Consider the following 14,960-nt stretch of genomic DNA (forward strand, 5'->3'; position numbering starts at 1 on the left):
AGGGCTGACTGGCATGGCCAACACGGACAACACAGGCAACGCGGGCACCACGGGCACCACGGGTACTACCGAGGACAAGCTGCGGGACTACCTCAAGCGTGTCACCACGGACCTGCGGCAGACCCGGCACAGGCTCACCGACCTGGAGACGCGGGCGCACGAGCCCATCGCCATCGTGGCCACCGCCTGCCACATGCCCGGCGGAGTGCGCAGCCCCGAGGACCTGTGGCAGATCGTCGCCGACGGCGTCGACACCGTCTCGGACCTGCCGACCGACCGTGGCTGGGACATCGAGGCGCTGTACGACCCCGACCCCGAACGCATCGGCACCAGCTACGTCCGCCAGGGAGCCTTCCTGTACGACGCGGCCGAGTTCGACGCGGGGTTCTTCGAGATCTCGCCGCGTGAGGCGACCGCGATGGACCCGCAGCAGCGGCTGCTCCTGGAGACCACCTGGGAGGCGTTCGAGCGGGCCGGCATCGACCCCACGACCCTGCGGGGCAGCTCCACCGGTGTGTTCGTCGGCGCCAGCAACCAGGCCTACGTCCCCGACGGCACCAGCGCGCCGGAGGGCATCGAAGGACACCTGCTGACCGGCGGATCCGCCGCCGTGCTGTCGGGGCGCATCTCCTACAGCTTCGGTTTCGAGGGACCGGCCGTCAGCCTCGACACCATGTGCTCCTCCTCGCTGGTCGCCCTCCACCTCGCGGTACGGGCGCTGCGCTCCGGCGAGTGCTCCATGGCCGTCGCGGCCGGTGCCACCGTCCTGGGCAGCATGCGCAACTTCGTCGAGTTCAGCCGGCAGCGCGGCCTGGCCGTCGACGGCCGCTGCAAGCCCTTCGCGGCCGGTGCCGACGGCACGGGATGGGGCGAAGGCGTCGGGGTGGTGCTGCTGGAGCGGCTGTCGGACGCCGAGGCCCAGGGCCATCAGGTGCTGGCGGTGATCCGGGGTTCGGCGATCAACCAGGACGGCGCGTCCAACGGTCTGACGGCTCCCAACGGGCCCTCGCAGCAGCGGGTGATCCGTGCGGCGTTGGCCGATGCGGGTCTGTCCGCGGCTGATGTGGACGTGGTGGAGGCGCACGGTACGGGCACGAAGCTGGGCGACCCGATCGAGGCGCAGGCACTGCAGGCCACGTACGGCCGCGAGCGGGACGCCGACAACCCGCTGTGGATCGGCTCCCTGAAGTCCAACATCGCCCACACCCAGGCCGCTTCCGGCGTCGCGGGCATCATCAAGATGGTCGAGTCGCTCCGGCGGGGGGTCGCCCCCAAGTCGCTGCACGGGGAGGAACTCACCCCGCACGTCGACTGGTCCGACGGCACCCTGCGTGTGCTCACCGAGGCCGTCGACTGGCCCGAGACCGGCCGGCCGCGCCGCGCGGGCGTCTCCTCCTTCGGCGGCAGCGGTACGAACGCCCACGTCATCCTCGAACAGGCACCGATCGCCGAACCGGCCGAGGAAGACGCCGTCGAGGCCGGGACGACCGACGCCGTCCTGCCCTGGCTGCTGTCGGCCCGCTCGGAAGCCGCGCTGAAGGAACAGGCCCAGCGGCTGCTCGACCGCGTGGACTCCGCCGACCTGCGCGCGGTGGACATCGCCCACGCACTCGCCACCGGCCGCGCCGCCCTTGAGGAGCGCACCGCTGTCGTCGGCGCCGACCGCACGGAGCTGCTGAACGGCCTGCGCGCCCTCGCCCGCGGCGAACGGCCCGCGAGCGCCGTCCGCGGCCTCTGCGAAAGCCCCGGCGCGAGCCTCGACCCCGTCTTCGTGTTCCCGGGTCAGGGTGCGCAGTGGGTGGGAATGGCGGTCGAACTCCTTGATTCCTCACCGGTGTTCGCGGCTCGGTTCGCGCAGTGTGCGGTGGCGTTGGACGAGTTCGTCGAGTGGTCGTTGGTGGATGTGGTCCGCGGTGTGGAGGGTGCGCCCGGTTTTGACCGGGTGGATGTGGTGCAGCCGGTGTTGTGGGCGGTGATGGTGTCGCTTGCCGCCCTGTGGGAGTCGTTCGGGGTGCGGCCTGCTGCTGTGGTGGGTCATTCGCAGGGTGAGATCGCTGCTGCTGTGGTGGCGGGTGCGTTGTCGTTGTCGGATGGTGCGCGGGTGGTGGCGTTGCGGTCGCGGGCGATCGTGGCGTTGGCGGGGCGTGGCGGGATGGTGTCGGTTGCGCTGGATGCCGAGGGTGCTGGGGAGTTGGCGGGCCGCTGGGCGGGTCGGGTGTCGGTGGCGGCGGTGAACGGGCCGACGTCCACGGTCGTCGCGGGTGACGCGGACGCGCTGGACGAGCTGGTCGCCTACGCCGAGGAATCCGGCGTTCGGGTGCGGCGGATCGATGTGGATTACGCGTCGCATTCGGCCCATGTGGAGGCGATCGAAGGGGAGTTGGCGGAGGTGCTGGCGCCGGTGACGGCGTCGGTGCCGAGGGTGCCGTTCTTCTCGACGGTGACGGGTGAGTGGATCGAGTCGCCTCAGACGGATGCGGGGTACTGGTACCGCAACCTGCGTCAGACGGTTCGGCTCAAGCCCGCCGTGGACGCGCTGATCGAGGAGGGCCATGGCGCGTTCCTGGAAATGAGTCCGCATCCGGTGCTGACGGTGCCGGTGGCGGAGACCGTGGAGGCGGCCGGTTCGGATGCCGTGGTCGTCGGGTCCCTGCGTCGCGGTGAGGGCGGTCTGGAGCGGTTCTACCTCTCCCTGGGCGAGGCCTGGACGCGCGGTGTCGCTGTCGACTGGGCGCCGGTGTTCGAGGGGCTGTCCCCGCGCCGCGTGGAGCTGCCGACGTACGCCTTCCAGCGCAGCCACTACTGGCTCGACCTGCCCAAGGCGCAGGCCGCCGCCGACCCGGCCCAGGAGCGGTTCTGGCGGACCGTCGAGGAGGGCGATGCAGAGGAACTCGCCCGCACCCTCGGGCTCGACGCCACCGACGGCCTCGATGACGTCCTTCCCGCTCTGTCCGCCTGGCATCGCGGGCGGCAGGGCCGTGCCCGGCTGGACAGTTGGCGCTACCGCGTCGTGTGGCGGCCGTACCAACTCCCGGAAGGCGGTGCGCTCGACGGCAGCTGGCTGCTCGTCGTACCCGAGGAGCACGCGCTGTCGCCCCTCGCCGGAGCCGTCGCCAACGGCCTGAGCGAGGCGGGCGCGACCCCCGTCACCTTCGTGATGGCGGAGGACGAACTGGACCGCGGGCGGATCGCCGCACGGCTGGCCGACGCCGTGGCGGACACCGGGCCCGATTCCGTGCGGGGCATCGTGTCCCTGCTCGCCCTCGACGAGCGTCCGGCCCCGGACCACGCCGGCGCGACGGTGGGCATGCTCTCCTCGCTGCTGCTGGTCCAGGGCCTGCTGGACGCCGGTGTCGAGGCGAAGATGTGGTTCCTGACCGGTGGAGCCGTCACCACGGGCGCCGACGACCCGGTGAACCACCCGATGCAGGGCGCACTTTGGGGACTCGGCCGTGTCGTCGCCCTGGAGCAGCCGCGCCGCTGGGGCGGACTCGTCGACCTCCCCTCCGCACCCGACCCCGACGCCGTACGAGGTCTCATCGCCGTCCTCGCCGAAGGGGGTGACGAGGACCAGGTCGCCCTGCGGGGACGGAACGCCCATGTCCGACGGCTGGTCCGCACACCCCTGGCGGGCCGTGGCGCGGCACGCCCCTGGAGCACCAGCGGCGCCGCGCTGATCACCGGGGGCACCGGCGGTCTCGGCGCCCACACCGCCCGACTGCTCGCCCGTAAGGGCGCCGAGCATCTGGTGCTCACCAGCCGCCACGGTGCCGAGGCGCCCGGTGCGGAGGAGCTGCGGCAGGAACTGACCGAGCTGGGCTGCCGGGTGACCATCGCCGCCTGCGACGTCGCCGACCGGGACGCGCTGCGCCACCTCGTGGAGCGGGTCGAGTCCGACGGCCCCGCGATCCGCACCGTCGTGCACACCGCGGGCGTCGGCATGCTCGCCCCCCTCGCCGACACCGGCCTCGACTTCTTCGCCGAGGGCGCCCGCGCCAAGCTGCTCGGCGCCGCCAACCTCGACGCGCTCTTCGACCACGACCGGCTGGACGCCTTCGTCCTGTACTCGTCCGTCGCCGGCACCTGGGGCAGCGGCGACCACGGCGCCTACTCCGCCTCGAACGCGTACGTCGACGCCCTCGCCGACCACCGCAGGGCCCGCGGGCTGACCGGCATGTCCCTCGCCTGGGGCATCTGGAGCCCGGAGGGCGGAGGCATGGCCGTCAACGTCGTCCGGGAGCAACTGCGCTGGCGCGGCATCCCGTTCATGGACGCCGAACTGGCGGTCGCGGGACTTGAGCAGGCACTCGACCACGACGAGACGTTCCTCGCCGTCGCCGACATCGACTGGGAGCGCTTCGTCCCCGTCTTCACCGCCGCCCACCCCCGGCCGCTGCTGCACGAGGTCCCCGAGGTGGCGGCCGCGATGCAGGCCGACGAAGCCGTTCTCGACCGGGCCGTCGAACGGCGCGGCGGACTGCGCGCGGAACTCGCCGGTCTGAGCGCCCCCGAACGCGAGCGGACCCTGACCGACGTGGTCCGCACCCAGGTCGCCGCCGTACTCGGATACGCCGACGGCAGCGAGGTCGCCGCCACGCGCGCGTTCCGGGAACTCGGCTTCGACTCCCTCACCGCGGTCGAACTGCGCAACCGCCTCAACGAGGCGACCGGCCTCGCGCTGCCGGCCACCATCGTCTTCGACCACCCCAACGTCCGCGATCTGGTACGCCACCTGCGCGGACACCTCGTCGACGACACCACCGAGGAGCCGTCCGCCACGCTCCCGACCGCCGCGCCGGCCCGCCCGGCCCACGAGGACGAGCCGATCGCGATCGTCTCCATGGGCTGCCGCTTCCCCGGCGGAGTGCACTCCCCGGAGGACTTCTGGCGACTCGTCCTGGACGAGACCGACGCCATCTCGTCCCTGCCCGTCGATCGCGGCTGGGACATGGACACCCTGTACGACCCCGACCCGGACCGCGCCGGCACCATCTACGTCCGCGAGGGCGGATTCCTGCACGACGCGGCCGAGTTCGACGCCGGGTTCTTCGGGATCTCGCCGCGTGAGGCGACCGCGATGGACCCGCAGCAGCGGCTGCTCCTGGAGACCACCTGGGAGACCCTGGAGCGGGCCGGCATCGCCCCCGACAGCCTGCGCGGCAGCGACACCGGTGTCTTCCTCGGCGTGTCCCACCAGGGCTACGGAGCGAGCGGCGAGGTGCCGGAGGGCCTCGAAGGCCACCTCATCACCGGCACCGTCACCAGCATCGCCTCCGGCCGCATCTCGTACACGCTCGGCCTCGAAGGCCCGGCCGTGACGATGGACACCGGCTGCTCCTCCGCGCTCGTCGCCATGCACCTGGCCATGCGCTCCCTCCGGTCGGGCGAATGCTCCCTCGCGCTGACCGGCGGCGCCGCCGTCATGGGCGAGCCCATCGGCCTGGTCGGCTTCAGCCGGCAGCGTGGTCTGGCCGTCGACGGCCGCTGCAAGGCGTTCGGGGCCGAGGCCGACGGCATGGGCATGGCCGAGGGCGTGGGCGTGCTGCTGCTGGAGCGGTTGTCGGACGCCGTGGCGCGGGGGCATGAGGTGCTGGCGGTGGTGCGGGGTTCGGCGCTGAATCAGGATGGTGCGTCGAACGGTCTGACCGCTCCCAACGGCCTGTCCCAGCAGCGGGTGATCCGTGCGGCGTTGGCCGATGCGGGTCTGTCCGCGGCCGATGTGGACGTGGTGGAGGCGCACGGTACGGGTACGAAGCTGGGCGACCCGATCGAGGCACAGGCGCTGCTGGCCACCTATGGGCAGGAGCGGAACGGCGACCGGCCGTTGTGGCTCGGGTCGGTGAAGTCCAACATCGGTCACGCGCAGGCCGCTTCGGGTATGGCCGGGATCATCAAGATGGTGCAGGCCATGCGGCACGCCACCCTGCCGAAGTCCCTGCACGCCGAGGAGCTCTCCCCGATCGTCGACTGGTCGGCGGGACAGGTCGAGGTCCTCGCGCAGACCCGCCCGTGGGAACGGCACGACCGACCCCGCCGGGCCGGCGTCTCCTCCTTCGGCGTCAGCGGTACGAACGCCCACATCATCCTCGAAGAGCCCGAGCCGCTCCCCTCGCAGGAGCCGGCATCGCTCGCCGAGGACCGGCCCGGCACCGTGGTGCCGTGGCTGGTGTCCGCCCGCTCGGACAAGGCACTGCGCGCCCAGGCCGAGCGACTGCTGAACCAGGTGGAGAACTCGACCGGCGATCCCGTCGACATCGCGCACTCCCTCCTGACCGGCCGCGCCGCACTGGAGGAACGCGCCGTCGTCGTCGGCGCCGACCGCGACAGCCTCGTCGCCGCACTGCGCGATCTGGCCACCGGGACCTCCGGCACCACCCTCACGCGCGGCACCGCCCAGCGAATCGGCGACACCGTGGACCCCGTCTTCGTGTTCCCGGGTCAGGGTGCGCAGTGGGTGGGGATGGCGGTGGAACTCCTTGATTTTTCGCCGGTGTTCGCGGCTCGGTTCGCGGAGTGTGGGGTGGCGTTGGGGGAGTTCGTCGAGTGGTCGTTGGTGGATGTGGTGCGTGGGGTGGAGGGTGTGCCCGGTTTTGACCGGGTGGATGTGGTGCAGCCGGTGTTGTGGGCGGTGATGGTGTCGCTTGCCGCGTTGTGGGAGTCGTTCGGGGTGCGGCCTGCTGCTGTGGTGGGTCATTCGCAGGGTGAGATCGCTGCTGCTGTGGTGGCGGGTGCGTTGTCGTTGTCGGATGGTGCGCGGGTGGTGGCGTTGCGGTCGCGGGCGATCGTGGCGCTTGCGGGGCGTGGTGGGATGGTGTCGGTTGCGCTGGATGCCGAGGGTGCTGGGGAGTTGGCGGGTCGTTGGTCGGGTCGGGTGTCGGTGGCTGCGGTGAACGGGCCGACGTCCACGGTCGTCGCGGGTGACGCGGACGCGCTGGACGAGCTGGTCGCCTTCGCCGAGGAGTCGGGTGTTCGGGTGCGGCGGATCGATGTGGATTATGCGTCGCATTCGGCTCATGTGGAGGCGATCGAGGGGGAGTTGGCGGGGGTGCTGGCGCCGGTGGTGGCGTCGGTGCCGGGGGTGCCGTTCTTTTCGACGGTGACGGGTGAGTGGGTCGAGTCGGCGCAGACGGATGCGGGGTACTGGTACCGCAACCTGCGCCAGACGGTGCGTCTGGAGCCGGCGGTGCGGCGTCTGGTGGATGCCGGGCACGGTGCGTTCCTGGAGATGAGTCCGCATCCGGTGCTGACGGTGCCGGTCGCCGAGACGGCCGAGGCGGCTGGTTCGGATGCCGTGGTCGTCGGGTCCCTGCGTCGCGGTGAGGGGGGTCTGGAGCGGTTCTACCTCTCTCTGGGTGAGGCCTGGACGCGCGGTGTCGCTGTCGACTGGGCGCCGGTGTTCGAGGGGCTGTCCCCGCGCCGGGTGGAGCTGCCGACGTACGCCTTCCAGCGCAGCCACTACTGGCTGGAGCCGGTCACCCGGCAGACCGCTGTCGATGGCGGGCTGTCCGGTGGCGTCGGTCCCCTGGAGGACGGGTTCTGGGCCAGCGTCGAGAGCCAGGACCTCGATTCGCTGGCCGAGAGCCTCGGTCTGGCGGACGTGCGTTCACTCGCCGAGGTGGTGCCCGCGCTGTCGTCGTGGCGGCGCGACCGGCTCAACCACTCGACGCTCGACGGCTGGCGCTACCGGGTCGCCTGGCGGCCACTCAACGAACAGCCCGCGCAGGCCCACGAACTCGCGGGCACCTGGCTGCTCGTCGCGCCGGCCGGACACGAGGACGACCCCCTGGTCCAGGAGGTGTTCGCCGCGATCGGCGAGCGGTCCGCCGAGGCCCGTCTCCTCGTCGTCGGCGAACCCGCCGCCGAACGCGACCACATGGCCGAGCTGCTCCGCGACCGGATCGCCGGCGCCGAGATCGGTGGCGTGCTGTCGCTGCTCGCGCTGGACGAGTCCCCCTGGTCGGACGAGGGCGTGCTGCCCACCGGCCTGGTCCTGACCACGGCCCTGCTCCAGGCACTCGGAGACCTCCGCCTCGACGGCCCGGTGTGGTGCGCCACGCGCGGCGCGGTCTCCGTGCACCGCAACGACCGGCTGAACAGCCCGCTCCAGGCGATGACATGGGGCCTCGGCCGTATCGCGGCCCTGGAGTACCCGCAGCGCTGGGGCGGACTCGTCGACCTGCCCGGCACGCTCGACGACCGTGCCGCGCGCCGCCTGACCGGCGTACTGTCCGGGACGCTCGAAGAGGACCACCTGGCGGTGCGTGCCTCCGGACTCTTCGCGCGCCGCCTGGTGCGCGCCGGCGACGGGCCGCGGCCCGACGGCAGTTGGCAGCCGTCCGGCACCGTCCTGGTGACCGGCGGCACGGGCGGGCTCGCCCGGCATGTCTCGCGCTGGCTCGCCCGCAGCGGTGCCGAGCACCTGGTGCTCGCCTCCCGACGCGGCCCCGACGCGCCGGGAGCCGACGAACTCGCCGCCGAACTCGCCGAGTTGGGCGCGCCCGCGACCGTCGTCGCCTGCGACGTCGCGGACGCCGACGCGGTGCGGCGGCTCGTCGACGACCTGCCCGGCGGGGGCACCCTCACCGCGGTGGTGCACACGGCCGGCATCATCGACGACGGGCTGATCGACGCGCTCACCCCGCAGCGTGCCCACGGCGTCGTGCGCCCCAAGGCCGACGCCGCACTCGCCCTCGACGCGGCCACCCGGCACCTCGACCTCGACGCGTTCGTCCTGTTCTCGTCCATGGCCGGTACCCTCGGCGGTCCCGGGCAGGGCAGTTACGCCGCGGCCAACGCCTTCCTGGACGCCCTGGCAGCCCGTCGCAGGGCGCAGGGGCTGCCCGCCACCTCCATCGGCTGGGGCACCTGGGCGGGCGGCGGCATGGTCGGGGAGGAAGTCGCCGAGCGGCTGCGCCGGGACGGCGTACCCCCGATGGACCCCGAACTGGCCGTCGCCTCGCTGCACAAGGCGCTCGAACAGGACGAGGAGTTCCTGATCGTCGCCGATGTCGACTGGAAGCTGATCACCGCGCGTGCGTTCGCCGCGCTGCGGGAGTTCCCGGAGGCCCGGGCGGCCCTGGCCACGGAGCAGGCGCAGAAGAAGCCCGAGTCCGCCGACGGGCCGCCGCTCGTCGAGCGACTGGCGGGTCTGGCCCCGGTGGAGCGCCGCGCCGCGCTCGTCGCCGAGGTCCGCGCGCAGGCCTCGGCCGTGCTCGGCCACGCGGATCCGGACGCCGTACCCGACGGGCGTGCCTTCCGGGACGTCGGATTCGACTCGCTGACCGCCGTCGAACTGCGCAACCGGTTCGCGGAGGCCACCGGGCTGCGCCTGCCGGTCACCCTCGCCTTCGACCACCCCTCCGCCGGCGCCCTCGCCGCCTACCTGGACGGGGAGCTGTTCGGGACGGACGCCACCGCCGAACCGGTGCTCGAACTGCCCACGGCGGCCGTCGACGACGACCCGATCGTCATCGTCGGGATGAGCTGCCGCTTCCCCGGCGGCGTCACCTCGCCGGAGGAGCTGTGGCGGCTCGTCGCCGACGGCACCGACGCCATCACGCCGTTCCCGGCCGACCGCGGCTGGGACGTCGAGAACCTCTACGACCCCGACCCCGACCGCATCGGGCACTCGTACGCCCGGCACGGCGGCTTCCTGCACGACGCCGACCGGTTCGACCCCGCGTTCTTCGGGATCGCACCCCGCGAGGCCGTGGCCATCGACCCGCAGCACCGGCTGCTGCTGGAGACGTCCTGGGAGGCGTTCGAACGCGCCGGGATCGATCCGGACCGGATCCGCGGCGCCCGCGCGGGCGTGTTCGTCGGATCCAACTACAACGACTACGGCAGCAGGGCCCGTACGGCGCCCGAGGAACTGGAGGGCTACCTCGCCACCGGCAGCGCCGGCAGCGTCGCCTCGGGCCGCATCGCCTACACCTTCGGCCTGGAGGGACCGGCCGTCACCGTCGACACCGCCTGCTCCTCCTCCCTGGTCGCCCTGCACCTCGCGGTCCAGGCCCTGCGGTCCGGGGAGTGCGAACTCGCCCTGGCCGGCGGTGTCACCGTGATCTCCACCCCGGACACCTTCGTCGAGTTCAGCAGGCAGCGGGCCCTGTCGCCGGACGGCCGCTGCAAGCCGTTCGCCGCCGAGGCCGACGGCGCGGGCTGGGCCGAGGGCGTCGGCCTGCTCCTGCTGGAGCGGCTGTCCGACGCGCGCCGCCACGGCCACCCGGTGCTCGCCACCGTCGCGGGCACCGCCGTCAACCAGGACGGTGCCTCCAACGGGCTCACCGCGCCCAGCGGACCCGCCCAGCAGCGCGTCATCCGCCAGGCGCTGGCCTCCGCCGGGCTCGCCCCGGCGGACGTCGACGCGGTGGAGGCGCACGGCACCGGTACCACGCTCGGCGACCCCATCGAGGCGCAGGCACTGCTGGCCGTCTACGGCCAGGACCGGCCCGCCGAACGGCCGCTGTGGCTCGGGGCCCTGAAGTCCAACATCGGCCACACGCAGGCCGCTTCGGGTGTCGCGGGCATCATCAAGATGGTGATGGCGATGCGTCACGACGTGCTGCCGCGCACCCTGCACGCCGACCACCCGTCCCCGCACATCGACTGGTCGTCCGGCGCCGTGCGCCTGCTGCACGAAGAGCGCGACTGGGCACCCGGTGACACACCGCGGCGCGCGGGCGTCTCGTCCTTCGGCGTCTCCGGCACCAACGCGCACGTGATCCTTCAGGAGCCGGACCGCCCCGCCCCGGCGGAGCCCCGGCCGGCCGACGACACCGTTCGCAGCCTGCCGTGGCTGCTGTCGGCCCGCGGCGACGCCGCGCTGCGCGCCCAGGCCCGGCGGCTGCTCGACGCCATTGCCGCCCGCCCGGACACCACCCCGGCCGACCTGGCGTTCTCCCTGGCCACCACCCGCGCCCGGCACTTCGACCGCGCGGCCGTCGTCACCGACGACACCGCCTCCCTCACCGACGCGCTCACCGCCCTCGCCGAGGGCCGCGAGCACCCGCTGCTGACCACCGACCGGGCCCGCGGCGGCAAGGTGGCCTTCCTGTTCTCCGGCCAGGGCAGCCAGCAGGCCGCCGTCGGCCGGGCCCTGTACGAGCGCTACGACGCCTACGCCGACGCGCTCGACGAGGCCTGCACCCACCTCGACGCCCACCTCGAACTGCCCCTGCGCGACGTCCTGTTCGCCGAGCAGGGCAGCATTGAGGCCGCCTGCCTGGACCGCACGGCCTACACCCAGGCCGGACTCTTCGCCGGCCAGGTCGCCCTGTACCGGCTGCTGGAGAGCCTGGGCGTACGGCCCGACGCGCTGCTCGGCCACTCCGTCGGCGAGATCGCCGCGGCCCACGTCGCGGGGATCCTCACGCTGGAGGACGCCTGCCGGCTCGTCGCCGTGCGCGGCGGGCTCATGGGGGACCTGCCCACGGGCGGCGTCATGATCTCCGTCCAGGCCGGCGCGGACGACGTGGTGCCGCTGCTCGCCGCCCACGAGGGCCGGGTGGCCGTCGCGGCCTTCAACGGCCCGCTCGCCACGGTCCTGTCCGGCGACGAGGACGCCGTCACCGCGGTCGCGGCCGAACTGGCCGGACAGGGCCGCAAGACACACCGCCTCAACGTCAGCCACGCCTTCCACTCGCACCACATGGACGGCATGCTCGACACGTTCGCCGAGCGCACCGCGGACCTCGGCCACGCCGCCCCGGCGCTGCCGCTGGTGTCCACGGTCACCGGGCGCCCCGTCAGCGCCGACGAGCCCCTCGACGGCGCCTACTGGGTGCGCCAGGTCCGCGAGCCCGTCCGCTTCCGCGACGGCATCCGCACCCTGGAGGAACAGGGCGTCACCACCTACGTCGAGATCGGCCCCGGCGGCGTCCTCACCGCGCTCGCCGGTGACTGCGTCGACGGCGACGCCACCCTCGTACCCACCCTGCGGCGCGACACGGCGGAAGAGGCGTCCCTGGCCTCCGCCCTCGCCCGGCTGCACACGCACGGCCACCAGGTGGACTGGGCCACCTGGTTCGCCCCTACCGGCGCCCGCCGCACCGACCTGCCCACCTACCCCTTCCAGCGGCGCAGCTACTGGCTGGAGACGACCGGCTCCGCCGCCGACCGCACGGACCTGGACGCCGTACACCACCAGCTGCTCACCGCGGCCGTCCCGCTCGCCGACAGCGCCGGGGTCGTCCTCACGGGCACCGTCCGCGTGCAGGACCGGCCCTGGCTCGCCGACCACGCACTGGACGGACGGATCCTCTTCCCCGGCACCGCGTTCCTCGACCTCGCCATGGAGGCCTGCGCCCACGTCGGAGCCGCCCGGATCGGCGACCTGACGCTGCAGGCGCCGCTCGTGCTGCCCGAGCACGGCGGCGTACAGCTCCAGGTCACCGTGGCCGCGCCCGACGGCAACGGCGACCGCGCCCTCGCGGTGCACTCCCGGCCCGCCACCGGCGGCGCCTGGACCCGGCACGCCGACGGCACCCTCGGCGACGCACCGGCGGCCGCCGCTCCGGCGCCCTTCCCGGGCGCCTGGCCGCCGCCGGCCGCCACCGAGGTCGACGTGAGCGGCCTGTACGAGAGCATCGCCGCCGCCGGCTTCGCCTACGGTCCCGCCTTCCGCGGACTGCGCGCGGCCTGGCGCGACGGCGACACCGTGTACGCGGAGATCGCCGCCGAGGACGGCGAACACCTTCAGGGCACCGACCGGTTCCGGGTGCACCCGGCCCTTCTGGACGCGGCCCTGCACACCGTGGCACTCGCCGCCGCCGAAGGCACCGGCAACCTCCTGCCGTTCACCTTCTCCGACGTCACACCGCACGCCGCCGGTGCCACCGCGCTGCGCGCACGCCTGACCCCGGTCGGCGAGCACACCTACCGGGTGAGCCTGCTCGACGGCACGGGACGTCCCGTCGCCGACATCGACGCGCTCGCCCTGCGGCCCGTGGACACCAGCGCACTTCCGGCCGCGCCGGGGCGTGGCGCGCTGCACCGGATCCGCTGGTCGCCCCTCGCCCTCGGTACGCCGCCCGCCGGCACACCGCACCTCGTCGGCGACGCGCTCCCGCCCGCCACGCCAGCGCTCGGCACCGCCGAGCACCACGCGGACCCCGCCGCGCTGTACGACGCCACGGCCGGCACGGCCGTCCCCGCGACGGTCCTGGCCGCCGTGCCCGACACCGACGCGGACGGCGACCTCACCGCGGCCACACGGCACACCACCCACCACACGCTGCGCCTCCTCACCGACTGGCTGGCCGTGTCCGGCCTGGCCGGCTCCCGGCTGGTGGTGCTGACCCGGCACGCCGTCACCACCGGGCCCGAGGACGCGCCCCGCACCGACCCGGCGCAGGCCGCGGTCTGGGGTCTGGTCCGCGCGGCGCGCGCCGAGAACCCGGGCCGGTTCGCCCTGGTCGACCACGACGGCAGCGCGGCCTCCCTGGCACAGCTGCCGGCCGCGCTGGCGTCGGCGCAGAGCGAGATCGCCCTGCGCGGGGGCAGCGCGCTCACCCCCCGGCTCACCCGGGCGGCCACGCCCGCCGGCCCGACGGACGGCATTCCCGCGAACGGCACCGTGCTCGTCACCGGCGCCGGCGGCGTCCTCGGCCGGGAGATCGCCCGACACCTCGTCACCGCCCACGGCGCACGCTCCCTGGTGCTGGCCGGACGGCGCGGCGCGGCGGCCGAGGGCATGGCCGAACTCTGCGCGGAGCTCAGCGGCCACGGAGCCCACGTCACCGTCGCTGCCTGCGACGTCAGCGACCGTGGCGCCCTGAGCACCCTGCTCGCCGACGTCCCCGCCGACCGTCCGCTGTCCGCGGTCGTCCACACCGCGGGCGTCCTCGACGACGGCATCGTGCAGTCCCTCACCCCCGAGCGCGTCGACACGGTGCTGCGCGCCAAGGCCGACGCCACCGTCCTGCTGGAGGAACTCACCCGCGACACCGACGCCGCGCTCGTGCTGTTCTCCTCGATCGCCGGCACCCTCGGCGGCGTCGGCCAGGCCAACTACTCGGCCGCCAACGCCTTCCTCGACGCCTTCGCCGCCCGCCGCGCCGCCGGCGGACGCCGCGTCCAGTCCCTCGCCTGGGGCCTGTGGGCCGAACGCAGCGGCATGACCGGCAAGCTCGACGAGGCCGACCGGCGCCGCATCGCCCGCAGCGGCCTGAGGCCCATGGCCACCGACGACGCGCTCGCCCTGTTCGACGCGGCGCTGCGCTCCCCGGAGCCGTTCCACGCGCCCGCCGATCTCGACCCGGCGGCACTGCGCGCCTCCGACGGATCGGTGCCCGACCTGGTCAGCGACCTCGTCCCGGCCCGCACCCGGCGCCCCGCGACCGCCACGGCCACCGCGCCCTCGGCGCCCGCCGAGGGCGAGCTGCGCGCCCGCCTCGCCGGGCTCGCCCCCGACGCCCGCCGCGCCGCCGCCCTGGACGCCGTACTCACCCAGGCGGCCCTGGTCATCGGGCACGACAGCCCGGACTCCCTCGACCCCGAAGGAGGGTTCCTGGACAGCGGATTCAACTCGCTGACCGCCGTCGAACTGCGCAACCGCATCGGTGCCCTCGCCGGGGTACGACTGCCCGCGACGCTCATGTTCGACTACCCCACACCGCAGCGGCTCGCCGCGCATCTCCTGACGCGCATCGCCCCCGAGGCACAGCCGCCCACCTCCCCGGTCCTCGATCAACTCGACGCCCTGGAAGCCCAGTTCACCGCAACCGGACTGGACAGCGCCGTCCAGGACCGGCTGCGCAGCCGGCTCAGCGGTCTGCTGGCCCGGCTGGACGCCGCGGACACGACGGCCGACACCGCCCTCGCGCCCACACCGCCGGCACCGGGAGCGGCCGCCGACGAGGTCTCCGACGACGAACTGCGCGCCTTCCTGGCGGGCGACCTCGACGAGGCCTGAACCGACAGGCCCGCTCCGGGCCCGGACCCACCCTCCGGACCCGGAC

General features: G+C 73.9%; 1 protein-coding gene. It reads left to right on the forward strand.

The window, feature by feature from the left end:
* Window positions 1-13: 13 nt before the first annotated feature.
* On the forward strand, window positions 14-14,914 hold the full coding sequence (locus tag ACFC8N_RS45345; RefSeq protein ID WP_376295510.1) for a type I polyketide synthase: 14,901 nt from the start codon (window positions 14-16) through the stop codon (window positions 14,912-14,914).
* Window positions 14,915-14,960 lie beyond the last annotated feature (46 nt).

It is taken from the genome of Streptomyces sp. NPDC055966, assembly GCF_042269865.1.
Lineage (GTDB): Bacteria > Actinomycetota > Actinomycetes > Streptomycetales > Streptomycetaceae > Streptomyces.